Source organism: Mesorhizobium sp. B2-4-19, assembly GCF_006441315.1.
Classification (GTDB): domain Bacteria; phylum Pseudomonadota; class Alphaproteobacteria; order Rhizobiales; family Rhizobiaceae; genus Mesorhizobium.
Genome location: NZ_VFUV01000020.1, coordinates 37,262 through 61,505, shown reverse-complemented (window position 1 = coordinate 61,505; position 24,244 = coordinate 37,262). Strand labels below are relative to the sequence as shown.

26 protein-coding genes and 1 tRNA gene are annotated in these 24,244 nt (G+C 64.3%); 9 read left to right on the top strand and 18 right to left on the bottom strand.

Annotation, left to right across the window (positions count from 1 at the left end; genetic code table 11):
* Positions 1 to 16 precede the first annotated feature (16 nt).
* Entirely contained in the window at positions 17 to 1,117 is a 1,101-nt protein-coding gene (locus tag FJ546_RS26420) for a sn-glycerol-3-phosphate import ATP-binding protein UgpC (RefSeq protein ID WP_140891998.1), read from the top strand.
* A gap of 7 nt (positions 1,118 to 1,124) precedes the next feature.
* The gene (locus FJ546_RS26415; protein ID WP_140891997.1) at positions 1,125 to 1,934 is read left to right on the top strand and encodes a phosphodiesterase; all 810 of its coding nucleotides are present in this window, start codon (positions 1,125 to 1,127) and stop codon (positions 1,932 to 1,934) included.
* A gap of 29 nt (positions 1,935 to 1,963) precedes the next feature.
* Here FJ546_RS26415 and FJ546_RS26410 read toward each other — a convergent pair whose 3' ends face one another.
* The 3 genes from FJ546_RS26410 to FJ546_RS26400 all read right to left on the bottom strand — a co-directional run bounded on the left by FJ546_RS26410 (position 1,964) and on the right by FJ546_RS26400 (position 5,805).
* Positions 1,964 to 3,046, bottom strand: a complete 1,083-nt coding sequence (locus tag FJ546_RS26410) for an ABC transporter ATP-binding protein (RefSeq protein ID WP_140891996.1) — start codon at positions 3,044 to 3,046, stop codon at positions 1,964 to 1,966.
* Positions 3,043 to 4,623 carry an iron ABC transporter permease gene (locus tag FJ546_RS26405; RefSeq protein ID WP_181168096.1) on the bottom strand — a complete coding sequence of 527 codons (1,581 nt, stop codon included), beginning with the start codon at positions 4,621 to 4,623 and terminating at the stop codon, positions 3,043 to 3,045. The genes FJ546_RS26410 and FJ546_RS26405 overlap by 4 nt, the downstream gene beginning before the upstream one ends.
* Positions 4,624 to 4,797: 174 nt before the next feature.
* Positions 4,798 to 5,805: an iron ABC transporter substrate-binding protein gene (locus FJ546_RS26400; RefSeq protein WP_140891994.1), complete on the bottom strand. Its 1,008-nt coding sequence runs from the start codon at positions 5,803 to 5,805 to the stop codon at positions 4,798 to 4,800.
* 317 nt (positions 5,806 to 6,122) lie between these two features.
* Between FJ546_RS26400 and FJ546_RS26395 the strand changes: the two genes are divergently transcribed.
* The 3 genes from FJ546_RS26395 to FJ546_RS26385 are packed head-to-tail and all read left to right on the top strand — an operon-like array spanning position 6,123 to position 7,510.
* Positions 6,123 to 6,674: a sigma-70 family RNA polymerase sigma factor gene (locus tag FJ546_RS26395; protein ID WP_140891993.1), complete on the top strand. Its 552-nt coding sequence runs from the start codon at positions 6,123 to 6,125 to the stop codon at positions 6,672 to 6,674.
* A 1-nt stretch (position 6,675) separates the two neighbouring features.
* Positions 6,676 to 7,314: an NrsF family protein gene (locus FJ546_RS26390; RefSeq protein WP_140891992.1), complete on the top strand. Its 639-nt coding sequence runs from the start codon at positions 6,676 to 6,678 to the stop codon at positions 7,312 to 7,314.
* Between the two features lie 40 nt (positions 7,315 to 7,354).
* Entirely contained in the window at positions 7,355 to 7,510 is a 156-nt protein-coding gene (locus tag FJ546_RS26385; RefSeq protein ID WP_246686978.1) for a hypothetical protein, read from the top strand.
* A 73-nt stretch (positions 7,511 to 7,583) separates the two neighbouring features.
* On the opposite strand, the gene FJ546_RS26380 is transcribed toward FJ546_RS26385, so the two are convergent.
* The 7 genes from FJ546_RS26380 to FJ546_RS26350 form a co-directional block, all read right to left on the bottom strand.
* Positions 7,584 to 8,462: a 3-hydroxybutyryl-CoA dehydrogenase gene (locus FJ546_RS26380; protein WP_013892834.1), complete on the bottom strand. Its 879-nt coding sequence runs from the start codon at positions 8,460 to 8,462 to the stop codon at positions 7,584 to 7,586.
* Positions 8,463 to 8,578: 116 nt separating this feature from the next.
* Positions 8,579 to 9,508: an electron transfer flavoprotein subunit alpha/FixB family protein gene (locus tag FJ546_RS26375; protein ID WP_140891991.1), complete on the bottom strand. Its 930-nt coding sequence runs from the start codon at positions 9,506 to 9,508 to the stop codon at positions 8,579 to 8,581.
* A gap of 158 nt (positions 9,509 to 9,666) precedes the next feature.
* Complete coding sequence (locus FJ546_RS26370) at positions 9,667 to 10,416, bottom strand: electron transfer flavoprotein subunit beta/FixA family protein (RefSeq protein ID WP_019861385.1); 750 nt, start codon at positions 10,414 to 10,416, stop codon at positions 9,667 to 9,669.
* 203 nt (positions 10,417 to 10,619) lie between these two features.
* Entirely contained in the window at positions 10,620 to 11,420 is an 801-nt protein-coding gene (locus tag FJ546_RS26365; RefSeq protein WP_140891990.1) for a rhomboid family intramembrane serine protease, read from the bottom strand.
* Positions 11,421 to 11,459: 39 nt separating this feature from the next.
* Positions 11,460 to 12,041: a cob(I)yrinic acid a,c-diamide adenosyltransferase gene (locus tag FJ546_RS26360; protein ID WP_140891989.1), complete on the bottom strand. Its 582-nt coding sequence runs from the start codon at positions 12,039 to 12,041 to the stop codon at positions 11,460 to 11,462.
* 18 nt (positions 12,042 to 12,059) lie between these two features.
* Entirely contained in the window at positions 12,060 to 12,251 is a 192-nt protein-coding gene (locus tag FJ546_RS26355) for a twin transmembrane helix small protein (protein WP_140891988.1), read from the bottom strand.
* 25 nt (positions 12,252 to 12,276) lie between these two features.
* Positions 12,277 to 13,143, bottom strand: coding sequence for an SDR family oxidoreductase (locus FJ546_RS26350; protein ID WP_140891987.1), 867 nt, complete (start codon positions 13,141 to 13,143; stop codon positions 12,277 to 12,279).
* A gap of 58 nt (positions 13,144 to 13,201) precedes the next feature.
* On the opposite strand from FJ546_RS26350, the gene FJ546_RS26345 reads away from it, so the two are divergent.
* Positions 13,202 to 14,053, top strand: a complete 852-nt coding sequence (locus FJ546_RS26345) for a YihY/virulence factor BrkB family protein (protein WP_027047430.1) — start codon at positions 13,202 to 13,204, stop codon at positions 14,051 to 14,053.
* Between the two features lie 141 nt (positions 14,054 to 14,194).
* On the opposite strand, the gene FJ546_RS26340 is transcribed toward FJ546_RS26345, so the two are convergent.
* Positions 14,195 to 15,109 (bottom strand): DMT family transporter, encoded by a 915-nt coding sequence (locus FJ546_RS26340; RefSeq protein ID WP_140891986.1) that lies wholly within the window; start codon positions 15,107 to 15,109, stop codon positions 14,195 to 14,197.
* A 150-nt stretch (positions 15,110 to 15,259) separates the two neighbouring features.
* On the bottom strand, positions 15,260 to 16,135 hold the full coding sequence (gene gluQRS, locus FJ546_RS26335; RefSeq protein WP_140891985.1) for a tRNA glutamyl-Q(34) synthetase GluQRS: 876 nt from the start codon (positions 16,133 to 16,135) through the stop codon (positions 15,260 to 15,262).
* A 75-nt stretch (positions 16,136 to 16,210) separates the two neighbouring features.
* Between gluQRS and FJ546_RS26330 the strand changes: the two genes are divergently transcribed.
* The gene (locus FJ546_RS26330) at positions 16,211 to 16,852 is read left to right on the top strand and encodes a DNA-3-methyladenine glycosylase (protein WP_140891984.1); all 642 of its coding nucleotides are present in this window, start codon (positions 16,211 to 16,213) and stop codon (positions 16,850 to 16,852) included.
* A gap of 128 nt (positions 16,853 to 16,980) precedes the next feature.
* A complete protein-coding gene (locus FJ546_RS26325) occupies positions 16,981 to 17,538 on the top strand; it encodes an HNH endonuclease (protein WP_010911702.1) in 558 nt (185 codons plus the stop codon).
* Positions 17,539 to 17,690: 152 nt separating this feature from the next.
* Here FJ546_RS26325 and FJ546_RS26320 read toward each other — a convergent pair whose 3' ends face one another.
* Positions 17,691 to 18,209, bottom strand: coding sequence for a disulfide bond formation protein B (locus FJ546_RS26320; protein WP_140891983.1), 519 nt, complete (start codon positions 18,207 to 18,209; stop codon positions 17,691 to 17,693).
* A 28-nt stretch (positions 18,210 to 18,237) separates the two neighbouring features.
* A complete protein-coding gene (locus tag FJ546_RS26315; RefSeq protein ID WP_010911700.1) occupies positions 18,238 to 18,822 on the bottom strand; it encodes a YqaA family protein in 585 nt (194 codons plus the stop codon).
* Positions 18,823 to 19,097: 275 nt separating this feature from the next.
* On the opposite strand from FJ546_RS26315, the gene FJ546_RS26310 reads away from it, so the two are divergent.
* Positions 19,098 to 19,182 (top strand) — tRNA-Leu (locus FJ546_RS26310).
* Between the two features lie 22 nt (positions 19,183 to 19,204).
* Here FJ546_RS26310 and FJ546_RS26305 read toward each other — a convergent pair.
* From FJ546_RS26305 to FJ546_RS26290, 4 genes are all read right to left on the bottom strand, one after another.
* Complete coding sequence (locus FJ546_RS26305; RefSeq protein ID WP_246686977.1) at positions 19,205 to 20,212, bottom strand: YncE family protein; 1,008 nt, start codon at positions 20,210 to 20,212, stop codon at positions 19,205 to 19,207.
* A 161-nt stretch (positions 20,213 to 20,373) separates the two neighbouring features.
* Positions 20,374 to 21,315 (bottom strand): creatininase family protein, encoded by a 942-nt coding sequence (locus tag FJ546_RS26300; RefSeq protein ID WP_140891981.1) that lies wholly within the window; start codon positions 21,313 to 21,315, stop codon positions 20,374 to 20,376.
* A 2-nt stretch (positions 21,316 to 21,317) separates the two neighbouring features.
* On the bottom strand, positions 21,318 to 22,598 hold the full coding sequence (locus FJ546_RS26295; RefSeq protein ID WP_140891980.1) for a GNAT family N-acetyltransferase: 1,281 nt from the start codon (positions 22,596 to 22,598) through the stop codon (positions 21,318 to 21,320).
* On the bottom strand, positions 22,598 to 23,998 hold the full coding sequence (locus tag FJ546_RS26290) for a lipopolysaccharide biosynthesis protein (RefSeq protein WP_140891979.1): 1,401 nt from the start codon (positions 23,996 to 23,998) through the stop codon (positions 22,598 to 22,600). Before FJ546_RS26290 ends, FJ546_RS26295 begins: the two co-directional genes overlap by 1 nt.
* Positions 23,999 to 24,244 lie beyond the last annotated feature (246 nt).

The window sequence follows — 24,244 nt, the reverse complement described above, 5'->3', positions numbered from 1 at the left end:
AAATAAGGAGACAAAAATGGCCTCCATCACAATACGCGGCGTCAAGAAGAACTACGCCAAGACGCAGGTCGTGCACGGCGTCGATCTCGACTTCGCCTCAGGCGAATTCGTCGTCATCCTGGGACCGTCCGGCTGCGGCAAGTCCACGCTGCTGCGCATGATCGCCGGGCTGGAAGAGATTTCCGCCGGAGAGATCGCGATCGACGGCACGGTGGTCAACAGGCTGGAACCGCGCGAGCGCGGCTGCGCCATGGTGTTCCAGAATTACGCGCTCTATCCGCACATGAGTGTTTCGCAGAACATCGGCTATTCGCTCAAGGTCGCCGGCGTTCCCTCGGCCGAGCGCCAGCTGCGCATCCAGGCAGTCGCCCGCACGCTGGAGCTCGAACATCTGCTCGACCGCAAGCCGATGGCGCTTTCCGGCGGGCAGAGGCAGCGCGTCGCCATGGGCCGCGCCATGATCCGCGAGCCGAAGGTATTCCTGTTCGACGAGCCGCTGTCCAATCTCGACGCCAAGCTGCGCGTGCAGATGCGCTCGGAAATCCGCAAGCTGCATCGCCGGCTGAACGCCACCTCCGTCTTCGTCACCCACGATCAGGTCGAGGCGATGACGCTGGCCGACCGGCTGGTGGTGATGAATGGCGGACGTGTCGAACAGGTCGGCACGCCGGGTGAAATCTATACCCGTCCGGCCAGCCGCTTCGTCGCCACCTTCGTCGGCGCGCCGGCCATGAACATTCTGGAAGGCACGGTCGAGCTCGACGGGCTGTCGCTACTCGGCGGCAGCCGGCGCCTGGCCATGGCACGTGCCGGCCTGCCGGTCGGCACCAAGGTCGCGATGGGCATCCGGCCGGAGGCCGTCCGGCTGGTGGCGCCCGGCGTGGCCGGCGCGTTGAATGCCACGGTCGACCTCGTCGAGGAACTGGGGGCGGGGCGGGTTATCTATGTCGATCTCGACGGCGCACCGTTTTCGGTGATGACGTCGGAGGCCGTCCACCCCGAGCCCGGCAGCCAGGTCGGCCTGAAGATTTCGCCTGAAGACATGCATTTCTTCTCGTCGGAGACGGGAGCCCGCCTCGATGTCTTCAAGGCGTCCGTACCCGAGCCGGCGCTCTGAAAGCGTGATGAAAATCGTCCAAGTCACCGATGTGCATCTTGGCCGGCAAGGCGAGCGCCGCTATGGCGCGGACCTGCATCAAAGGCTGGCGTCCTGCATCGCGCATATCAATGCGCATCACGCCGACGCCGCCCTTTGCGTCTTCACCGGCGACCTGACCGAGAGCGGCGCGCCGGAGAGTTACACGGATCTGCGCGCTGCCCTGAACACGCTGTCGGTGCCGTACAGGCTGCTACCCGGCAACCATGACCGGCGGGCCAATCTCGCAGCGGCGTTCCCGGAAAATCCGGTCGACGAGAATGGCTTCGTGCAGTCGGTCCATGACACCGGCAACGAGGTGCTGCTGTTTCTCGACTGCCTGGCGGAAGGGCGCATCGAAGGCGAATTGTGCGAAAGGCGGCTTGCCTGGCTCGAAACCCGCCTGAACCGATCGGCCGGCAGGCCCGCCTACATCTTCCTGCACCATCCGCCGGTCGCGCTCGGCCTGCCGCAGCTCGATCCGCTGGCGCTCGAGCAGCCTGATCGGTTGCTCGGAGTGCTGAAGCGCCACGGTAACGTCCGCCACATCTTCTTCGGCCATGTCCATCGCGACATCGCCGGCACAGTCGCCGGGATTCCGTTCTCGGCGCAGCGCGGCCTGCACGCAAGGTTCGAACTTGCGCTTGACCGGTCGAGCCAAATTGTCGAGCAGGCGCCGCCCTCCTACGCCGTCATCCTTGTCGACAGCGCCAACCAGAGGGTTGTCGTGCATGGCTGTGATTTTCTCGAGCGCTGGCCGATCTATTCAGCCGAAACCGGCGAACTTATCACGGCATGAACCGCGCGCCGGGCGCCGGTCTTCGGTGCCTAGACGAACACATGCGCCTTTCCCGACACGGTGAGCCGGACGATCTCGCCGACCGTCGGTGCGTCCATGCCGGATTTGCGTAGGATCAGCGGCGTGTTGCCGATGGCGGCGGCGTCGGGCGGATCGGCATTGTTCAGGAGCCGCACCGCGATCATGCATGTCGAGCCGGCGAATTCCGATTCCGTCACCTCGCCAAACAGCATGTCGGGGGTGCCCGACATGCCTTCGCGCGACGTGCGTTTCAGCCCGATCTGCTCCGGCCGCAGCATGATGCGGGCGACATCGCGGCTGTCATTGGTATCGACGGCGATGCGGCCGAGCGGCGAGTTGGCGAAGCCGCCCGAAACGCTCGCCGGCAGGATGATGGCGTCGCCGAGGAATTCGGCGATCATCCTGTCCTTCGGCTTGAGGTAGAGATCGCGAGGCGTGCCGACCTGCGAGAATTTTCCATCGCGCATCACCGCCACCTGGGCAGCGAAGGACAGTGCCTCGGCCTGGTCGTGGGTCACCAGGATGGTGGTAATGCCGGCCGCCTCCAGAAGTTCGGCCACGGCCTTGCGCATCGAAGCGCGCAAGCCGGTGTCGAGCGCCGAGAACGGTTCGTCGAGCAGCATCAGCCGCGGCTTCATCGCCATGGCGCGGGCGAGCGCCACGCGCTGCTGCTGGCCGCCGGAAAGCTCGTGCGGGCGGCGCTTGAGGATCGCCTTGTCGAGCCCGACGATGTAGGCCAACTCGACGATGCGCTCGGCGCGTTTTTCATCGCCGCGGCCCATGCCGAAACCGATATTGTCGCCGATGGTCAGATGCGGGAACAGGGCGCCGTCCTGAGCCACCACGCCGATGCCGCGGCGATGCGCCGGGACGGCGGCGCCGCCATTGGCCAGCACCTCGCCGTCGAGCACGATGCGGCCCTGGTCCGGCGCCTCGAAGCCGGCGATCAGCCGCAGCAAGGTGGTCTTGCCGCAGCCGGAGGGGCCGACGATCGCGGTCCGGCTGCCGCTGGCGACATCGAGGTCGACACCGGCCAATGCGGCGACCGGGCCGTAATGCTTGTGCAGGCCGCGGATTTCGAGAAAGCTCATCGTCCGGCCATCCGTTTCGACTGGACATAGAGCAGCCAGGTCAGGGGCAGCGACATCGCCACCATGATGAAGGCGTAGGGGGCCGCCGAGGCGTAGTCGATCTCGCTGCTGTAGGACCAGAATGCCATCGCCAGCGTGCGGGTGCCGTTCGGTGCCAGCATCTGCGTCGCGGTCAGTTCGTTCATGATGCCGAGCGCCACCAGCGCCATGCCGGCCGCGGCACCAGGCGCCGACAGGCGGATGGTCGTCGACCACAGCGCGTTGAACGGACGCCTGCCGAGGCTGGACGCGGCGCGCTCGAGCTCGACCGGCGCCTGGGCGATCGAGGCGCGCAGGCTGACCAGGGCGCGCGGCAGGAACATGAGGGCATAGGCGACCAGGATGGTGAACAGCGTCTGATAGAGCGGAAGCGCAACGCGCACGGTGATGGTGACCAGCGCCAGCGCAATGACGACACCCGGTAGCGATCCGACGATGTAGTTGCAACCTTCCAGCAGGCGCTGCAGCGGCCCTGGGGCGCGGATCGAGATCCAGGCCATCGGCATGGCGGCGACAGTGGCAAGCAGCGCCCCGGCAAGCGACAGGAACAGCGTCTGGCCGAGCGCCAGGCCAATCTCGTCGAGACGCCAGACCTCGGTGCCGCCGGCGATGAGCCAGCGGCCGATGGTCACGAACGGCACGCCGAGCGCCAGCAGCGTGGTGGCGACCAGCAAGAGCAGGCTCGGCATGGTGGCGCGGCCGAGGTTCGTGCGCTGCTGGGAACGCGCCGCGCCGGCGCCGACACGGGCATAACGCTCCTCGCCGCGCACCAGCACTTCGAGGCCCAGAAGCACGAAGCAGCAGGTCACCAGCACGCCGGCCAGCATGTTGGCGGCCGGTCCGTTGAAGGTCGATTGGAATTGGTCGACGATCGCCGTGGTGAAGGTGTCGAAGCGGATGAAGACATAGAGGCCGTATTCGGCCAGCAGATGCAGCCCGACCAGCAGCGAGCCGCCGCAGATGGCGAGCCTGAGCTGCGGCATCACGACACGCCAGAAGACGCGCCATGGCCCAAGGCCAAGGGCGGCGGCCGCGTCCTCCAGGGCCGGATCGAGACGGCGCAGCGCTGCCGATATGGGCAGGTAGAGGAAGGGAAAATAGGCGATCACGGACACCAACACGCCGGCCCACAGGCCATGCAGGCCCGGCACCATGGTGATCCAGGCATAGGAGTGCACGAAAGCGGGGATGGCGAGCGGCGCCACGCACAGCCAGGCCCACAGCCTGGCGCCGGGCAGGTCGCTGCGCTCGGTCAGCCAAGCCAGCGCGACAGACAGTGTGATGGCGACCGGCACAGTCAGCAGCACCAGCAGCGTGGTGTTGAACAGCAGTTCCCCGACCCGCGGCCGGAAGACCAGCGCCGACACGGCCTCCCAGCCGGTCTGCACCGCGATCCAGATGATAAAGGCAAGCGGCAAAAGGGCGAACAGCGCGACGAAGACGGCGGCGGTGACAAGCCAGCGTGCCGCCCGCCGATGCGGCATTCGGCGCATCTTCGACGGCAAGCCGGCGCGCCCGAGGTCGACGGCGGACTGCATCAGCTCGGATGCCCCACGGTTGCGGCGGCGTGCCGGCAATCGAGGGACCCCGGTCGGAGGTCAGGAACGCAGCGTGTCGTCATCGACGAATGCCATCTCGAAACAAAACGCTCCCGCGGAAGGTGGATTCCCGCGGGAGCACGGTCAGTTTGTCCTTATTAGGACGAACGGCAACTAAAGCAAGCCGGCTGCCGTCATCAGGTCGGTGACCTTCTTGGAGTTCAGCGTCGTGGCGTCGACTTTCGGTGCCTGCAGGTCGGCCAGCGGAACGAGCTTCGGGTTGGACTCGGCACCCTTGCCGACAGCGTATTCGAAGGAGTTTCCGTTCTTCAGCACAGCCTGGCCGCCCTTGCCGGTCACCCATTTCAGGAAGGCCTGTGCTTCCTTCTGATGCTTGCTCGAGGCGAGCACGCCGCCACCCGAGACCGAGACGAAGGCGCCCGGATCCTGGTTCTTGAAATAGTGCAGTGCGACGTTCTTGCTGTTCTCGCCGGTCTTGGCCTGATCGCCGAAGTAGTAATAGTGGTAGATCACCCCGCCTTCGATCTCGCCGGCGTTGACCGCCTTCATCACCGTGCTGTTGCCCTTGTAGGCGGTGAAGTTCTCCTTCATCGCCTTCAGCCAGTCCGCCGTGGCGGCCTCGCCCTTGAGCTGCAGCAGCGCGCTGACGATGGCCTGGAAATCGGCGCCCGAAGGCGAGGCCGCCCAGCGGCCCTTCCAGCTCGGATCGGCCAGGTCGAGCACCGACTTGGGCAACTGCTCGGTCTTGAGCTTGGTCGTGTTGTAGGCAAAGACGGTGCTGCGCGCGGCCACACCCACCCATTTGCCGCTGGCCGCCTGATAGTCCTGCGGCACCTGTGCCAGCGTGTCGGCTTCGACGGGCGCGAACAGGCCGGCATTCTCGACCAGAACCATGGCGGGCGAATTCTCCGTCAGGAACACGTCGGCGGGCGAGGCGGCCCCTTCGGCAACGATCTGGTTGGAGAAATCGCTGTCGCCGCCATTGCGCAGCGTGACCTTGATGCCGGTCTCCTTGGTGAAACCTTCGGCCCATGCCTTGCCCAGGCTTTCGTGCTGGGCGTTGTAGACGATGATGCCGGCTTCCCCGGCTCTCGCCGGGCCGGCGACCAGGCCGATTGCAAGTGCGGTGGCGCCGACAAGGGCGGAAAGGGTGTATCTCATGGCGGCATCCTCGCTTTCGTTGGTCTTGGCTCGCTGCACCTATCGATACATGACACGAATAGTCAACATTGTTGGCCTGCTTCAATCGGTCGCTGAGGCGTAAAGAGCGGCGCGAGGCGGACAATTCCATGTGATGGCATCCCGGACCGAGGGTTTCCGCAGGACGTGCGAGCAAGACCCATGAGGTCGTCCGGTCCGGACTGAGCCCCCGGGACCCGCAAACTTTCGTGATTTGCCCGCAGTTTGGCTTGGACATTATTTCGCCGGCCACGTAACAAATCAGTGCCGAGGCACGAAAATCGGGGGAGTGAACTCTTGTGAGCGGCAAGGACGAGGCCGAGCTTTCCCGGCTGTTGCGGGCCGCGATCGCCGGAGATGAAAAGGCCTATGCCGACTTTCTGCACCGGATTGCCGCGCTGGTGCGCGGCTTTGTCCGGCGCAAGATCGTGCAGGGCGGAGTCGATCCCGAGGATGTCGTGCAGGAAACCTTGCTGGCCATTCATGTGAAACGGCATACCTGGCGCCAGGACGCGCCGGTGCTGCCGTGGATCTACGCGATCGCCCGCTTCAAGCTGATCGATGCGTTCCGGCGGCGCGGTCGGCGTATCGAAATCGATGTCGACGATATTGCCGAGACCTTCGCCGAACCGGAAACCGAAACCGTCAGCGAGCGTGACATCAACAGGGCCCTGGACGGGCTGCCGCCGGCACAGCGTTCGGTGGTTTCGGCCGTATCCGTGGAAGGCCGCTCGATCGGCGAGACGGCAGCGAAGTTCGGCATCAGCGAGACGGCGGTGCGTGTGTCGCTGCATCGCGGGCTAGCCGCCATAGCCAAGCGATTCGGGCAGGGGCGAGTCGGGCGGCAATGACATGAGGACCGAGGATCTCATCAAGGCGCTCGACGCCGATGCAAGCAGCAAGGCGATGCCGCTGCGCTCGGCCTGGTGGCTGGCGGCTGGCGCGGCCATTGTCATCGCGGCAATCGTTTTCCTGCTGACGATCGGCCCGCGCCCCGATTTCATGGTGGCCGCGCACACGATGCGCTTCCTGTCCAAATTCGTTTTCACCATCGTGCTTGCCGTCACCGCCTTCGGCCTGATCCGGGCGCTGTCTACGCCAGGCGCCTCAACGGCCAGGGCCATGGCCTGGATGGCCGCGGCCCCTCTGCTGGTGGCCGTGGCGGTGGTTCTGGAGCTCTTCATGGTGCCGGAGGCGTTGTGGGGCACCAGGATGATCGGCTCCAACATGATGATCTGCATGGGCTTCATCCCGCTGATCGGCATCGGCCCGCTGGCCATCTTCCTGTGGGTGCTGCGCTACGGCGCGCCGACGCGGCCGGTGCTTGCCGGCGCGGTGGCGGGGCTGCTCGCCGGCGGGCTGGCGGCGACCTTCTATGCCGCGCACTGTTTTGACGATTCGCCGCTTTTCGTCGCCACCTGGTACACGATCGCGATCGCCGTTCTCACCTTGCTCGGCGCGCTCGGCGGGCGGTTTTTCGTGCGCTGGTAGCAGGATAGGCCGGCCGCATGCCATCGGCGCGAGCATCGGTGTGGCGGCAATCAACGCCAATTGCGGCGAGGCAGACGAGATCATCGCAAGGGCCGACGCCGCCTGCTATGCCGCCAAGGCGGCCGGCCGCGGATGCGTCTGCGTGGCGCCCGACGACAAGTCGGAGCCGGCTGCGCCGCTTGCCGCGGCGTCGTGAACGGACGCGTTCTATCTCTTTGTTTTAACGCAATTCCCAAGGGAAAGCGCTTCGCGCTTTTCCTGGAATTGCCCTAGCGCGTCGGAACGGGGTGCTCGCCGCGATAGTCGTAGAAACCGCGCCCGGTCTTGCGGCCGAGCCAGCCGGCTTCGACATATTTCACCAGCAGCGGGCAGGGGCGATACTTCGAATCCGACAGGCCGTCATGCAGCACCTGCATGATCGACAGGCAGGTGTCGAGGCCGATGAAATCGGCCAGCTGCAGCGGTCCCATCGGATGGTTGGCGCCGAGCCGCATGGCGGTGTCGATGGCGTCGACCGAGCCGACACCCTCATAGAGCGTGTAGATCGCCTCGTTGATCATCGGCAGCAGGATGCGGTTGACGATGAAGGCCGGGAAATCCTCCGAGACCGTGATCGTCTTGTCGAGCTGCTTCACATAGGTCTTCGCGGCCTCGAAGGTCTGATCCTCGGTGGCGATGCCGCGCACCAGCTCGACCAGCTTCATCAGCGGCACCGGGTTCATGAAATGTATGCCGATGAAGCGCTCCGGCCGGTCGGTCTGCGCGGCGAGCCGCGTGATCGAGATCGACGAGGTGTTGGTCGCCAGTATGGCTTCGGGATTGAGCTGCGGACAGAGCTGCGCGTAGATCTTGCGCTTGACCGTCTCGTCCTCGGTCGCCGCCTCGATCACCAGATCGGCGCCGGCAAGATCGGCCATCGCCGGTGCGGAGGCGATGCGCGCCATCGCCTGGTTGCGCAGCTTCTCGTCGAGCTTGCCGGAGCCCACCTGGCGGGCCATGTTGCCGCTGATGGTGGCGATGCCCTTTTCAATGCGGTCGGGCGAAATATCGTAGATCAGCACCTTGTAGCCCGAAAGCGCGGAGACATGGGCGATACCCCCGCCCATCTGGCCTGCGCCGATGATGCCGATCGTCTCGATCTTGCTCATTACACCGATCCCGTCCAAAGGCTTTTGCAGCCTGCTTTTTGTGCGGTGCAAACTAAAAGGGCGGGGCGACTTCGTCTACCCCACCCCAAGCATTTAATACGCTTTGCCAGAGAGCGTCAAAGCACCTTCTGCAGCTCCGGCAGAATGACGAAGAGATCGCCGACGAGGCCGTAGTCGGCAACCTGGAAGATCGGGGCCTCCTCGTCCTTGTTGATGGCGACGATGACCTTGGAATCCTTCATACCGGCGAGGTGCTGGATGGCGCCGGAGATGCCGACAGCGATGTAGAGATCGGGAGCGACGACCTTGCCGGTCTGGCCGACCTGCCAGTCGTTCGGCGCATAGCCGGCATCGACGGCGGCACGCGAGGCGCCGACCGCCGCACCGAGCTTGTCGGCGACCGGCAGGATGACCTCCTGGAACTTCTCCGACGAGCCGAGCGCGCGGCCGCCCGAGATGATGATCTTGGCCGAGGTCAGTTCCGGACGATCGGTCTCCGAGAGCTTGTTCTCGACGAAGGTGGACAGGCTGGGATTGGCTGCCGCCTTGACGGTCTCGACTGCGGCCGAGCCACCCTCGGGCGCCGCCTGGAAGGAGGCGGTGCGCACGGTGATGACCTTCTTGGCGTCACTCGACTGCACGGTCTGGATGGCGTTGCCGGCATAGATCGGCCGCTTGAACGTGTCGGGCGAGACCACTTCGATGATCTCGGAGACCTGCGCGACGTCGAGCAGGGCCGCGACGCGCGGCGCGACGTTCTTGCCCGACGAGGTCGCCGGCGCGATGATGGTGTCGTAGCCGCCGGCCAGCGACACGACGAGGGCTGCCGTCGGTTCGGCGAGGCGCTCGGCGAGTTCATCGGCTTCGGCGAGCAGCACCTTGCCGACGCCCTTGAGCTTGGCGGCTGCATCCGCTGCACCCTTGGCGCCTTTGCCGGCTACCAGCACATGCACGTCCGAGCCGATCTGCAGGGCCGCCGAGAGCGCCTTGGCGGTCTGGTCGGAAAGGCTGGCGTTGTCGTGTTCGGCAATCAGAAGAATAGCCATTGATGATATTCCTGACTTTCGCTTTCGAGGCTCCCTGAAATCCGGTCAGGCCGAGTCGAAAACGGTTGGTTTCGAGAACCGGAGCGGAGCGTACTTTTGTACGTGAGCACCGGAAGCGGAGAAACCGGCCGTTTGCAGGCCGGCCTCATCGGATTTCCTTACAAAACGCCGGCTTCGTTCTTCAGCTTGTCGACCAGTTCGGCGACGCTCTTGACCTTGACGCCCGCCTTGCGGCCGCCCGGCTCCTCGGTCTTGATGACCTTCAGCCGCGGCTTGACGTCGGCGCCGTAGTCGGCCGGGGTCTTTTCGTCGAGCTGCTTCTTCTTGGCCTTCATGATGTTGGGCAGCGAGGCATAGCGCGGCTGGTTGAGGCGCAGGTCGGCGGTGACGATCGCCGGCATCTTCAATTCCACCGTCTGCAGGCCGCCGTCGACCTCGCGCGTCACCTTGGCCTTGTCGCCGTCGAGCACAACCTTGGAGGCGAAGGTGCCTTGCGCCCAGCCGAGCAGGGCCGCCAGCATCTGGCCGGTCTGGTTCGAATCGTCGTCGATCGCCTGCTTGCCGAGGATGACGAGGCCGGGCTGTTCAGCATCGACGACACCCTTCAGCACCTTGGCGACGCCGAGCGGCTCGGTCTGCTCGTCGGTCTTGACCAGGATGGCGCGGTCGGCGCCCATGGCGAGCGCGGTGCGGAGGGTTTCCTGCGCCTGCTGCGGGCCGATCGACACGACGATGATCTCTTCGGCCTTGCCGGCTTCCTTGAGCCGGATCGCCTCTTCCACCGCGATCTCGTCGAACGGGTTCATCGCCATCTTGACGTTGGCGAGTTCCACCGCCGAACCATCGGCCTTGACGCGAACCTTGACGTTCGCATCCACAACCCGCTTCACGGGCACAAGGATCTTCATTTGCCTGTCACCTCTTCACGCTAGTTGGGCGCGCTATAACAGCTTGCGCCCCTTCTGAGTTGTCGAAAGCCGACATTCCGGATGGAAATTCTGGTCTTTGCCCGTCTTGGACTGCTCCTTAACAGCCTTGCGGCTTGGACGGAGACGTTTCCGTAGTTGCGGCAACCCTTGCCGTCAATACGCTGAAAGCGGCTCAAATCGGTTCAGTTTGGGCCAGAGGGGTTTCCCCGGCCCCAGCGCGTCGTGGTGGCCTGCGGTTCAGGCGCCGCTGGTTCGGCAGCAATCGTCGGCTGGTCGGGCGTGGGAGCCACGGCATCCTCGTCCGCGCCGGCAAAAAGCGGCACGCCGCGGCTGCGCAGGACCAGCACCAGCACCGCGCCGGCGATGATGCCGCCAATATGGCAGGCCCAGGAAATCTGGTCCTCGCCGCCGGCGGCGAACATGAAGACCTGGAACAGCACCCACAGGATAAGCGGGATGAAGGCCGGAATGCGCAACGGGATGCGGGCAAAGGCCAGCACCCAGACCTTAACCCTTGGATAGAGGATCAGATAGGCGACGACCACGCCGGCGATGGCGCCGGAAGCGCCGATCAGCGGCACCTGCGAATCCCAGGCGACAAGCCCCTGGAAGGCGGCGCCGGCGATGGCGCACAGGAGATAGAAGATCAGGTAGCGGATATGGCCGAGCGCGTCCTCGACATTGTCGCCGAACACCCACAGGAACAGCATGTTGCCGCCAAGATGAAAGATGTCGGCATGCAGGAAGGAATAGGTAAGGTAGCTCAGGCTTTCCGGAATGATGATGAACCGAGGATCAAGCTCGGCCGTGTTGTGAACCACGGACGGAATAAAGCCGAGGCCAAGCACGGCGGCATTGGTGAAGTTCTCGCCGCCGAGTGCCGTGGCGCAATAGACCAGCGCGTTGACCACGATCAGGCCGATCGTCACATATTGCAGGCGGATGTGGCGCAGCCTGTTTGTGTCGTAAAGCGGGATGAACATGCGTGCCTGGTCCCCTCCCGCCTTTTCGATCCGTTCAGCTCAGCGGTTCTTGCCGGGAACCCATAGCACGTCGGCATTTCCATTGTCATTGACCGCCCGGGCGGCGACAAACAGGAAATCCGAGACGCGGTTGATGTATTTCAACCCCTCACGGTTGACGTGCTCGCCCGGGTCTTGAGCCAGCGCCACCATCAGCCGTTCGGCCCGCCGCGCCACCGTGCGGGCCAGATGCAGCGCCGCCGCAGCCGGCGTGCCGCCATTGAGCACGAAGGATTTGAGCGGCTGGAGATCCTTGTTGAGGAGGTCGATGTCCTTCTCGACGCGGTCGGTCTGCGCGGCAACGATACGGAGCGGCTCGTAGCCAAGCGGCTTGCCGTCGTCGGGCACGGCGAGATCGGCGCCGAGGTCGAAGAGATCGTTCTGGATGCGCGACAGCATGGCATCGATCGCCGGGTGGTTCGCTGCGGTATGCACGCGCGCCATGCCGATGCAGGCATTGGCTTCGTCGACCGTGCCGTAGGCGTCCACCCGCAGGTCGGATTTCAGCCGCCGCTCACCAGTGCCGAGACCCGTCGTGCCGTCATCGCCGGTGCGGGTGTAGATCTTGTTGAGCTTGACCACGTCGCCTCCCGAACGGCCTCACTTGCGGGTGAAATACACGGCCAGCAGGATCAGCAACAGCGCCACGGCCTGCAGCATGACGCGCGCCTGCATCAGCTTGTTCGAGGTGACGCCCGAACCGCCACGCATCATGTTGACGAGGCCTCGGATCAGCACGATCGCCACGGCGGCCATGACCAGAATGGCGAGGATGTTGAAGACGGTTGCCATTGTTGCGTTCCCACTTGTTTCGCGTTCAGGCGCGTTTGGCCATCAGGCGGTAGAGCATCGATGCCGGCAGGATGCGTTTGAGCGCCGCGCCGATTCTGGCCGGCACTGTTACCACATAGTGCGGACGCGGGCGCGGCGACAGAAGGGCATGACGCAGAACCTTGTGGACCACTTCCGGCCCGGGCTTGAGCGCCGATTGGCTGCCGCCGGCGCGCAGCCGCTCCAGCTGCGCGGCATAGTCCGCCCTGTGCACGGAATTGTCGATGTCGATGTTTTTCAGGAACCAGGTCAGGCCGTTGCTGGCGATTTTCGATTTCACCGGCCCCGGTTCGATCAGTGAAACTCGGACGCCGCTGCCGTCCAGTTCCTGGCGCTGGCAGAGCATCAGCGCCTCGAGCGCATGTTTGGATGCCGAATAGGCGCCGCGAAAGCGCACCGGCACCAGACCGAGGATCGACGAGCAATGGACGAGGCGGCCGTGACCCTGACGGCGCATCACCGGAACCAGGCGGCGGGTCAAGTCATGCCAGCCGAAGAAATTGACCTCGAATTGCTGCTTGAGCGCGGCCACCGACAGATCCTCGACCGCACCGGCCTGGGCGTAGGCGCCGTTGTTGAACAGCGCATCGAGCCGGCCGCCGGTGCGCTCGAGCACCGCCGTTACCAGGGCTGCAATGGAGTCCGGTTCGCTGTAATCGAGATAGAAAGCCTCGATGCCGTCGCTTTCGAGGGCGGCGATGTCCTCGGGTCTTCGGGCTGTTGCAAAGACACGCCAGCCTTCCGCCTTGAGTGCCCGGGCGCAATATGCACCTATGCCGGACGAGGCGCCGGTGATGATGATTGTGCGCAATTGCTGCGCCGTCGGACTCGTGGTTTCGCCAAGGGTTGCCATTTGCCGCATTCACTTCCCATATTCGCGGCGTCGAGACAATCGAAGGGAACGCGGGTTCTTGTTGCGGAATATCGTCGCCCTGCGCCGCGTGCTCTACGACGCGCTCGGCCATTTCAACACCGATGACGGCTGGGCGATGGCCAGCCATCTGGCGATCACCTCGCTGATGGCGCTATTTCCGTTCCTGATCTTCGCCACGACGCTGGGCAGCTTCCTCGGCGCCCAGGCCTTTGCCGACACGGCCGTGCACCTGGTCTTCGACACCTGGCCCGATCAGATCGCCAAGCCGATCGCGCATGAGGTGCTGAACGTGCTGACCGTCCGGCGCACCGACCTGTTGACCTACGGCGTGCTGCTTGCCGCCTATTTTGCCTCGAACGGCATCGAGGCGCTGCGCACCTCGCTCAACCGCGCGTATCGCGTCACCGAGACGCGCGGCATCATCTATCGCCGCGTGCAGAGCATCTTCTTCGTGCTGATCGCGACGGCCGGCTTCCTGGCGATCAGCGTGCTTCTGGTGTTCGCGCCCCTGCTGGCGCGGCTGGCGGAAGCGCATTTCGAATGGATAAAGCCCTATACCGGCACGATCACGCTGTGGCGCTACGTCATCGCCTCGGCCGTCATCATCGGCGGTTTGTTTGCCGTGCACTACTGGCTGCCGGCCGGCAAGCGCCGCTTCGTCTCGCTGGTGCCGGGCATCGTCTTCACACTGGCCGCATGGCTCATCGGCTCGACGATGTTCGCCACCTATCTCGATCATTTCTCGTCCTATGTGACGACTTATGCCGGGTTGGCCTCGATCATGATCGCGGTGGTCTTCCTCTACATCGTCTCGGCGATCTTCATCCTCGGCGGCGAGCTCAATGCCGCGATCAGTCGCTATCTCGAGGCGCGTGCCCGGGTCGGATGAGGCGGTGCCGATAAGGAATTGAGGAATTGAAGAACTGGAGAATTGAAGAAAAAAGCGGCCATATCTGGCGCCGTGTGCTTCTTCCTCAATTCCTCAATTCCTCAATTCCTCAATTCCTCAATTCCTCAATTCCTCAATTCCTCAATTCCTCAGTTCCTCAGTTCTTTTCAATCCCTCAATTCTCCCCTTGGCCGGCCGCGCCGTAGCCAGGCCGACGCCGAAGGTGGTGATCGCCATGCCGACGATCTGCAGCGTGTTGAGCTGTTCGTCGAACAGGGCCCAGGCGATGATCGCCGTCACCGCCGGCACCAGGTAGAACAGCGAGGCGACTTTCGACATTTCGCCGTCGCGGATCATCACCATCAGCAGGAAGATGGCGCCGAGCGACAGCACCAGCACCAGCCAGGCCATGGCGAAGATCAGTTCGCCGTTGATGATGACGGTGTGCGTTTCGAAGGCGAGCGCGGCCAGGATCATCAGCGAGGCGCCGCCGACATATTGCCACATGGTCGCCGCCACGAGGTCGCCGCCGGAAGCGAAACGCTTCTGCCAGATGGTGCCGGCGCTCATGCCGAGCACCGAGACCAGCGAGGCGGTGAGCGTCGCCGCGGTCACGCCGCCGCCGAGCGCGCCAAGCTTTGGCCACAGCACGATGACGATGCCGATCAGGCCGATGCCAAGGCCGAGCCAGTGGCGCGGCAGGATCGCTTCCCCCAGGAACTTGCCGGCAAGCACCGCGGTGATCAGCGGCTGCAGGCCGACGATCAGGGCCGAAAACCCGGCCGGCATGCCCCTGTGGATGGCCCAGAAGACGGCGCCGAGATAGACGCCATGCATCAGCACGCCGGCGCCGGTGGCGTGTAGCGCCTCCTTGCGGGTGGCTCGCTTCGAACCCAGAACGGGCATCAGCGCTGCCAGCAGGATGGCCGCTATGACGAAACGGGCGGCGAGGAAGGTGAACGGCTCCGCCCACGGCATGGCATAGCGCGCGCCGATGAAGCCCGTTGCCCATAGGACGACGAAGGTGGCTGGGATGAACCGCTTGATGCTTTGCATTTTCCGGAGACCGCCACGCTGGTGAGAAACTGACCGTGGCGCTGCTCTAATCCCGTTCTACCCGGCGCGCAAAACGAAACGATTGATCCATGCATCACGGGAATTCAATCGGTGGCGGATTCGTCACGCGTGCTCCAGAGCTCCACCGGCTCAGAGACCGACCATCCGTCTGACGTCGTCCGGCGATGCGCCGGCCTCGCGCAGTTTGGCAAGGCCGGTGTCGCCAAGGCTTTTCGACAGTTTCCGCCCGTCCGGCCCAAGGATGAGCCGATGGTGGAAATAGGCGGGTTGCGGAAGCCCAAGAAATTCCTGCAACAGGCGCTGCACGCCGGTAGCGGAAAACAGGTCCTGCCCACGCACGACATGGCTGACCGCTTGCAGGGCGTCGTCGACAATGACGGCCAGGTGGTAGCTGGTCGGGATGTCGCGGCGCGCCACGATCACGTCGCCCCAGTCCTGCGGGCGTGCCTCGACCGAGCGCGTCGCCGATAGCGTCTCATCGCTGAATTCGGTCCATGCGAGGTCCCTGCCTACACGTGCAACAGCGGCATCGACATCAAGTCGCCAGGCGAAGGGCTCGTTTTCGGCGATACGCCGTTTGCGTTCCTTCAGCGGCAACGCCTTGTCGGACGGAGGATAGAGTGGCACGCCATCGGGATCGCGCGGCCAGTCACGCCCGCGCTTTTCGCTGTCGGCTATGAAGGCCCTGATCTCGCCACGGCTCATGAAGGCGGGGTAGACGAGGTCCTCGCGGATCAACCGGTCGAGCACCGCCTGATATTCCGCGAAATGCTCCGACTGGCGGCGCACCGGCTCTTCCCAGCCAAGGCCCAGCCATTTCAGGTCGGCAAGCACGCCGGCTTCGAATTGCGGCGTGCAGCGCGTGGTGTCGATGTCCTCGATGCGCAGCAGCAGGCGGCCGCCGTGGGTCTCCGCGAGCTTCTGGTTGAGCAGCGCCGAATAGGCATGGCCGAGATGCAGTTCGCCGTTGGGGCTGGGCGCGAAGCGGAATGTCAGGAGCGTCATGTCTGAGGCGGCAATCGGGTTGTGCTGTGCTTTTGGCGGTTGCTACTTTGTTGCACATTGGCGGACAAGGATACCATGCAGCGCATCGCGACACTGGACGACATTGCGCGGGGGCTAGATGCGCTTTGCATCATCGACCCGCGCCTGGAAAAGGTGCGCGGCATGGCCGGCGAGGTGCCGCTCCGGCTTTCGGAGCCGGGATTCAGGAGCCTGGCCTCGATCATCGTCTCGCAGCAAGTGTCGCGGGCGAGCGCCGACGCCATCTTCAGCCGGCTGACGAAACTCCTCGATCCGCTGACGCCGCAGGCGATCCTGGCCGCCGGCGAGGACATGTTTCGCGAGGCCGGCCTGTCGCGGCCCAAGCAGCGCGGACTGATCGCGGTTGCCCAGGCGGTGGCCGACGGGCTCGACCTCAATCACCTCTGTTCGCTCGACGCGACCGAGGCGATCACCGCGATGACGGCGGTGTCCGGCATCGGCCCGTGGACGGCGGAAGTGTACCTTCTGTTTGCCGCCGGGCACCCCGACATTTTCCCAGCGCGTGACGTTGCGCTGCAAAGCGCGGTCGGCCATGCGCTCGGTATCGACCCGCGTCCGCCGGAGAAAACACTGATCGCATTGGCCGAATCATGGAGCCCGTGGCGAGGTGTCGCATCGCGGCTTTTCTGGTCCTATTATCGCGAAACCAGGGGCAGGGATGCCACGCCGCCGTCCTGAATTCGCAAAAAAGCATAAAAATCGGGTTTTTTTGACGCTTTGGACAAGCGACAATCCGCTTCACATCCCTGTCATGTCGGGCTTACAGTATCCGCGCCGTTCGGGTCTAGAACCAAGGAGGTAAACACGTGACGGTTGCCGTATCTCCGGATGGGCTTCCAGCACTGGTGCTGAACGCGGATTACCGTCCGCTCAGCTACTACCCCTTGTCGCTCTGGTCCTGGCAGGACGCCATCAAGGCGGTGTTCCTCGACCGGGTGAACATCGTCGCCGAATACGAGCATGCGGTGTCCTCGCCGACCTTCTCGATGAAGCTGCCGAGCGTGGTCAGCCTGAAGGCCTATGTGAAGCCGTCCAGGCATCCGGCCTTCACCCGCTTCAACGTCTTCCTGCGCGACCGCTTCCAGTGCCAGTATTGTGGCACGCCCGACGACCTGACCTTCGACCACGTCATCCCCCGCCATCGCGGCGGTGCGACGACCTGGGAGAATGTCGTCGCCGCCTGCTCGCCCTGCAATCTGAGGAAGGGCGGCATGATGCCGGCGCATGCCAAGATGTGGCCGCTGCAGAAGCCCTATCAGCCGACCGTGCATGATCTGCACAACAATGGCCGCCTGTTCCCGCCGAACCATCTGCATGAAAGCTGGATGGATTATCTGTATTGGGATGTTGAGCTGGAGCCATAGAGTTCGGCACAAATCCGCCATGCTGGCCGCCTGACGCGGCTTTCTGCGCTTCCGGTGCTCACGCACTTAAGTACGCTCCGCTCCGGTTCTCGAAAGCCGCGCCATTCGACTCAGCCTGCCGAATTTCTGGACGAACTCCGCGTCGCGCAGGTCTAGTCGCGGGCCAGCGCGCCGCGGAAGGCGACGGCGGCCAGGATGAAGCTGGCGATGGCGTTCCAGCCGGCCAGCGACAGGCCCAGGATGCGCAGAGCCGCCCTGTCGCAGGAGGGCGGCACGAATTTGTCGAGCGCGTCGAGCACGCCCTTGCCGCCGGTGTCGACCGGGCCGGCGCCCGCCGTGCAATCGGTCGGGCCGGCCCACCACTGCCACTCGACGCCGGAGTGATAGACGCCGAGATAGAGGCCGTAGAGCATCAACAGGCCGCCAATGCCCAGCAGGCCGCGCGTCAGCCAGGCCGGCGCCCGCAGCATCGAGGCGATCACCGCCAGCACCATCAGCGGCGCGCCGACATAGTAGGGCGTGCGCTGCTCCAGGCAGAGATGGCAAGGGATATAGCCGCCAATATACTGGAAGCCTAGCGCCGAACCGACGGTCGCGGCCATGGCGATGGCGAGAAACAGGGCGGTCCGTGTCCGCTGGCGTCCGGTGTCGGCATTCATGGTCGCTGTCATGGGTCTTTTGTCCGTTGGTCCGGCTCGCTTAGAACGCGTATTTGACGACGATATAGAGCAAAATCAGGGCAGCTGCCGCGGCGCCTGCGATCAGCCCGAGGCGCTTTTCGATAAATTCGCGGATCGATTCGCCATAGCGCCGCAGCAGCCAGGCCAAGAGCAGGAAGCGCGCGCCGCGAGCGACGATGGCCGAGATGATGAAGATCAGCAAATTGACGTGCAGGGCGCCGGCAAGGATGGTGACGACCTTGATCGGCGGCAGGTGCGCGAGACCGGAAGTAACGAGCAGCACCAGCATCAAGCCGATGCCAGAATTCTGCCAGCGCTCGAAGGTCTCCAGGCCGCCGAAATGCTCCAGGATCGGACGGGCGATGGTGTCGTAGGCGAAATAGCCGATCATCCAGCCGGCGATGCCACCCAGCACCGAGGCGGCGGTGGCGGTCAGCGCATAGCGGTAGGCGCGGTCGGGGCGTGCCAACGCCATCGGCAGATAGAGCACATCGGCCGGCACGAAGAAGAACGAGCTTTCAATGAAGGCGATGATGGCAAGCCACCATTCCGCGGATTTCCTGGCCGCCAGCGACAAGGTCCAGTCGTACAGTCCGCGAAGCATCGGCTCTCCTATGCGTGTCGCCCAAACGGTGCGCAGCGGTTTCGGGGCAATGGCGTGCACAAAACAAGGGCCCAAAGCGCGCCATCCATCCACTGGGACGCGCCTCGCTTTGATGCGCCGCCTGTCTAGAAAGATTTTCCGCGCCGCACAATGGCAGCGCGGTCACGAAATCAAAAGGCGAAGATTGGTCGCATGCCGGTGATCTCGAGATTTGGCCAGTTGACGAACAGGGCTCCAACCGTATAGTCCGCGCCCATCCAGGCCGCCCGGCCTGAGCCCCTATGGCGGAATTGGTAGACGCGCTCGACTCAAAATCGAGTTCCGCAAGGAGTGCTGGTTCGATCCCGGCTAGGGGCACCAATTTTTTTTCCGCAACGCAACGCTACCGCATATTGCCAGTATGGCCCTGCGAGTATCTGCCGGGCTGCGGCCAGACCGTCAGGCCATGCGGCTCGACGCCGACCGGGATTTTCGTCACGGCGCCCGAGGTGGTGTCGATCATGTAGACCTCGCTGTCGAAGCGGCCGGACAACCACAATTGCCTGCCGTCGGCGCCGACATTGCCCATGTCGGGGCTGCCGCCACCGGGTATGGGCCATTGCGCGACGACCGAACGGGTGGCGAAGTCGATGACGGTCACGCTGCCCGGCCCCTTTGCACGGCCTTGCTCCATCTTGTGCGAGCCACGGTTTGAAACGTAGAGTTTTGTCCCGTCGCGGCTCACGACAAAGCCGTGCGTTCCGATGCCGGTGGCGATGAAGCCGATCTCGGAAAAGCTGCCCCCGTCGATCAGGAACACGCCGTCGTTCATCATGTCGGCGACATAGAAGACCTTGCCGTCGGGCGAAAGCCGGATGTCCTGCGGCATGCCCATCTTCGACAAAGCGAGGTGGCCGAGCACCTTCTGGTTTTTCAGGTCCACCTTCAACAGTCCGCCATCGCCGTATTCGCAGGTGAATATTGCGTAGGCATTGTCGGCGGAGAAATCGGCATGGTTGATGCCAGGACAGGTCGGGGTCGGTATCGTCGATTTCAGCGCCATGGTCTGCGGATCGCGCAGATCAAGCCGCTGATAAGCCTCATCGACGATGACGGCCGCACTTCCGTCCGGCATGAAGTACATGTTGTAGGGGTCATCGACCGGGATTTCGTGACCCGGCCTGGCGGTCTTGGGGTCGATCGGCGTCACGCTGCCCTTGCTGGTGCCGCTGGCGTTGTTGGCGACCCAGAGCGTCCTGAGATCCCAGGCCGGAACGACGTGCTGCGGCTTGCGCCCGACAGGGAACCTGTCGACCTCCTTGAGTGTCGCGGGGTCGATGACCGATACGCTGTTGGACGAGCGGTTCGGAACATAGACGCGCGGCAGCGCGCCTGTCGTGGCCGGGCTCAAATGATCAGAGGTTGTCTGGTCGTAGATATTGACCGGAGAGCCGGCAGGCGGCGGCTCGCTGCAATCCTCCGGGCACGAACCAGCCCAAGCCGATGCCGGCGACAGGGCAAGCAACAAAACGAGCAGGCCGCGGAAGCTCGTGAACCGTGGATATGGCTTGATCACTTGGGCTGCTGTCTTGCGAATTCGCGGATCGCTTCGGTCGTCCCGTTGACGATCAGGTCGACGCCGAGTTGACCGAACTCGGCCGACGATCGTGTCGGGTCGCCACCATAGACGCCGTCACCGGCGCCGAGCTTCGGCGCCGCCGCGAGGCGATCCTTGCGCACCATGGAAGGGTCGATGGCGAGCATCAGCGATGTGTCGGCCAATCCGGCGTGGGTTCCGATCTCGGACTGCCTCGCGCCGGCCGACAGAAGCTTGTCGACATAGGCGCCCTGGGTGATCTGATAGTATTGCAGCGCCGCAAAGACCCGGACCGGGCTTTTGCTCCATTCGGCATTCAGACGATCGGCCACATGGCGCTCGTCGGCTTGATAGCCGCCATGGTCGCCGATCAGCACGATGGTCTTGAAGCCGTGCAGCCTGAAGCTGCGCGCCGCGGATTCGAGCAATTGCTCGAAAATCTTGTCGCTGATGGTAATCGTTCCGGGAAACCGCATATGGGAGGTCGGCGGGTCGATGGTCCCTTCCGGGACATAGGAGATCACCGGGGCGACCAAGGCGTTGCCGAGTTGACCGGCAATCTTCTCGGCCAGGAACTTGACCCGCATATTGTGCTTGCCCAAGGCCATGTCCGGACCGCTTTGTTCGGTGCCGCCTATCGGGACGATGATCGTCGTCGTCCCGGCGCTGATCCGATCGCGCAGTTCGGTCCAGGTCTGGTCTTCGAGGAAGACCGACGCATTGGCGGCATGGGCCGCCGATGCAAGACCCGACAGAACCCAAAGGCCGACGACAATGCTCGCGAGCGTGAAACCGTGCCGTGCGATCAGCCTTCGGGCGATGCGTTGTACCGGACCGGATGTCGGCCGATTTCCTGGAGCCAGTCCCGGGGCGGAGGTCTCGGCATGGCGCCGGCGGCCACGAATGTTCGGGATCATGGCTAGCTCCGTCTCAGCAGGCTTTTCATGCGGTTACGCAGCAGGCGGGCCATGTTGCGGGTCTCGCGGTAGAGATGCAGCTGCGAGGCGGCCTGGCGGGCGAGGCGGTCGGCGTCCGGCGTCAGCCCGATCACCAGCGTGCCGATCGGCTTGCGCTCGGTCCACAGCCGGCTCATCACCGGATGATCCGGCACCGCGCAGGAATCGGTCATCATGATGTTGGGATCGTCGAGATGCTGCCGGGTGACCTCGATCATCAGCAGCGTGCCGGGCGAATAGGCGGCCAGCGTCTCGTCATAGGCCGTCTTCCAGGTATAGGCGACGCCGGCCTCGACGAACACGATCAGGCAAGCGATTGTGCGGCCGTCGAGCGTCAGCGAATGGATGCGGCACATGTCCTGCTCGGCCAGCCGGTGCACGGCCTCGCGGGCAAAGGCGGCGCGGAAGCGGTCGATCGCCATGGCGGTGCGCTCGCGGCCCTTCCAGCCGGAGGCTTCCAGCGTCAGGAAGCTCTCGATGGCGTGGCGGATATCCTCGGGGCCGCGCGCCACCACATGTTCCAGCCTGCCGAGGTCGGCAAGGCGGCGCTTCAGGCGGCGGAACTCGCGATAATGGTGCGAGCGCAGCGACGCCTTGAGGTAGTCGTCGCCATCGAGCTCGCTGTCCAGAACGGGGCGCGGGGTCTGGCCGGTGGTGACCAGCGTCAGGCCGCGCGTCTCGGCCACGGTGTCAAGCAGGCTCGCCACCGGACCGTCCAGCCTGATGTCGGGCAGCACGAAGACTTTCGGCAGCTTGAGGTGCGGGCGCGACAGCATCGAGAAGAAATCCTCGACGACGCCGACCGGATCGTCGCGGTCGATCAGCGGTGTGCCGAGCGGACCGAACGGGCTCGACCAGGTGCGCATCACCGGAACGCCGAGCGGCACCACCGGACGCTCCACCGAGATCGGCACCAGCAGGCGCAGCCGGTTGCGGTATTCGTCGCCGTCGCGGATCACCGCCAGCCGCACCTCGCGATCCTCCAGCCGGGGCATGGCCGGCGCCAGGAAGCGCGGGTTGAAGAAGACGTTCGGCTCGATCGTGCGGGCGCACAGATAATCCAGCTCCTCGACCAGGTCGAAGCCGGCGGACGCCGGGTAGATGGCAAGCTTGCGCTCCGGCCGGTTGTTGGCGAGGATTTCGATATGGGCGGGGTCGGGATCGCGCGCCAGCCCGGCAAGGCCGGATACCATGGCGCCGGCGGTGCCGCCGTTGGTTTCCTCGAGCAACGGGATGGCGACCATCAGGCGGCTCCTTTGGCAGGCACGAAGATCGTCATGACGATGCCGAGCTTGCGCCAGACGGTGAAGGACAGCGCGCTGGCCTCGAAGATCATGGCGAAAGCGGTGGCCATGGCGGCGCCCCACAGGCCGAAATGCGGGATCAGCACCACGTTGAGGCCGATGTTGAAGGCCAGTGTCATGGCATAGACGGCGGCGCAGATGTTCTGGTTGCCGCTCATGGTGAGCAGGCTTTCGCAAGGGCCGACAGCTGCGCGCGCCACGACGCCGAAGACGAGCAGGAACAGCAGCGGATAACCCGACGTGAATTCGGGGCCGAACAGCACCAGCATGGGTTTGCCCAGCGCCAGCACCAGCAGCGCCATCAGCAGCGAGGGCCAGAAGGTCCAGGACACCGTCTCGCGGGCAAAGACGGCAAGCTTTTCCGGTTCGCCATGGGTGAACTGCGCATAGCGCTGGGCGACACCGGCCTTGACGGCGAAATAGACGAAATGCACCAGAGCCAGCGTCTTGACCGTGGCGAAATAGACGGCGACGTCGTTGGGATCCATATAGGCGCCGACCATCAGCACGTCGGCATTGGTGAGCAGGAAGAAGAAGCTTTCGACCAGGAAGATCGGCAGCGAGACGATGAACCATTGCGCGAAATGCACCTTCATCGGCCCGGCCGGGATCTGCCTTTCCATGCGGTGGGTGACGCCGATCAGCTGGGCGAGCGTGGTGACATAGGTAGCGCCGATCGAGGCGAAGATCGCCGTCCTGGCATCGGCCGCGTAGCCGGCGAAAAGCATCAGCGCCATGAACAGCAGGATCAGCACCGGCCGTATCAGATAGGTCGGCGACAGGGCAAACAGCGCCCAGCTGTTCGCCCTGGCCTGGCCCTGCAACAGATCCGACAGCGCGATCATGGGCAGGCAGATGACGCCGAGGATGAAGGGGATCACGTAATAGTTCTCGATCCAGGGTGCCGCCAGCCAGACGCCGAGCGCGCCGAGCCCGGCGATGATGGTGGAGGCGATCAGCACGAACAGGCGGCTGGCCACGACGATGCCGCGCAGTTCGTCCATCAGGCCGCGCTCGCGGTATTCGGGGATGAAGCGGATGACCGAGGTGTGGAAGCCGAGGCAGGCGAGGTTGCCGACGATCACCATCGTCACCCAGACCAGCACGAAGATGCCGTATTCGAACGAGCCCATCCAGCGCGCCATCAGCACCTGGCTGATGAAGGCGATGACGGCGCTGACGATGCGGATGGAGAAGGCGATGACCGACATGCGGCCGGCCTCGCCACGCTCATCGGCGGTGAACAGCACGGCGTCGATGCGGCCAAGCAACGGCCCGACGCGCAGCGCCAAACGCTGCGGCAAGAACCGCCCGGCAGTCGTGGCCGCGGAAAAGCGCACCCCGATCTCTCTCCGTTTTCCGCCTCTTTTTCAGGCGTTGGTGTAGCGGAGACACATTAAGAAAATGTGGGTGGGCGTCCTTCGTCCCGTGAGCAGGAGAAGGTGCCGGCAGGCGGATGAGGGGCAGCGCCGGCTTCGAGAATTTCTGCTGATGCGGGAAGTTCGGGAAGAATTATCTACGAACGCAGGGGGCTTTGCCGGGCCCGGAATGTCATCTCATCAATTGGAGATTTGGGCTAATCACGG

Bases quoted from the DNA above. Each gene is read 5' to 3' on its own strand.
- FJ546_RS26315 (WP_010911700.1), bottom strand. From the start codon at position 18,822: ATGCTTCGCGGACTGTACGACTGGACCTTGTCGCTGGCGGCCAGGAAA.
- FJ546_RS26415 (WP_140891997.1), top strand. From the start codon at position 1,125: ATGAAAATCGTCCAAGTCACCGATGTGCATCTTGGCCGGCAAGGCGAG.
- FJ546_RS26365 (WP_140891990.1), bottom strand. From the start codon at position 11,420: ATGTTCATCCCGCTTTACGACACAAACAGGCTGCGCCACATCCGCCTG.
- FJ546_RS26370 (WP_019861385.1), bottom strand. From the start codon at position 10,416: ATGAAGATCCTTGTGCCCGTGAAGCGGGTTGTGGATGCGAACGTCAAG.
- FJ546_RS26320 (WP_140891983.1), bottom strand. From the start codon at position 18,209: ATGACAGCGACCATGAATGCCGACACCGGACGCCAGCGGACACGGACC.
- FJ546_RS26405 (WP_181168096.1), bottom strand. From the start codon at position 4,623: ATGCAGTCCGCCGTCGACCTCGGGCGCGCCGGCTTGCCGTCGAAGATG.
- FJ546_RS26420 (WP_140891998.1), top strand. From the start codon at position 17: ATGGCCTCCATCACAATACGCGGCGTCAAGAAGAACTACGCCAAGACG.
- FJ546_RS26390 (WP_140891992.1), top strand. From the start codon at position 6,676: ATGAGGACCGAGGATCTCATCAAGGCGCTCGACGCCGATGCAAGCAGC.
- FJ546_RS26380 (WP_013892834.1), bottom strand. From the start codon at position 8,462: ATGAGCAAGATCGAGACGATCGGCATCATCGGCGCAGGCCAGATGGGC.
- FJ546_RS26355 (WP_140891988.1), bottom strand. From the start codon at position 12,251: ATGGCAACCGTCTTCAACATCCTCGCCATTCTGGTCATGGCCGCCGTG.
- FJ546_RS26295 (WP_140891980.1), bottom strand. From the start codon at position 22,598: ATGGTCGCCATCCCGTTGCTCGAGGAAACCAACGGCGGCACCGCCGGC.
- FJ546_RS26300 (WP_140891981.1), bottom strand. From the start codon at position 21,315: ATGATCCCGAACATTCGTGGCCGCCGGCGCCATGCCGAGACCTCCGCC.
- FJ546_RS26400 (WP_140891994.1), bottom strand. From the start codon at position 5,805: ATGAGATACACCCTTTCCGCCCTTGTCGGCGCCACCGCACTTGCAATC.
- FJ546_RS26375 (WP_140891991.1), bottom strand. From the start codon at position 9,508: ATGGCTATTCTTCTGATTGCCGAACACGACAACGCCAGCCTTTCCGAC.
- FJ546_RS26410 (WP_140891996.1), bottom strand. From the start codon at position 3,046: ATGAGCTTTCTCGAAATCCGCGGCCTGCACAAGCATTACGGCCCGGTC.
- gluQRS (WP_140891985.1), bottom strand. From the start codon at position 16,135: ATGACGCTCCTGACATTCCGCTTCGCGCCCAGCCCCAACGGCGAACTG.
- FJ546_RS26350 (WP_140891987.1), bottom strand. From the start codon at position 13,143: ATGGCAACCCTTGGCGAAACCACGAGTCCGACGGCGCAGCAATTGCGC.
- FJ546_RS26330 (WP_140891984.1), top strand. From the start codon at position 16,211: ATGCAGCGCATCGCGACACTGGACGACATTGCGCGGGGGCTAGATGCG.
- FJ546_RS26340 (WP_140891986.1), bottom strand. From the start codon at position 15,109: ATGCAAAGCATCAAGCGGTTCATCCCAGCCACCTTCGTCGTCCTATGG.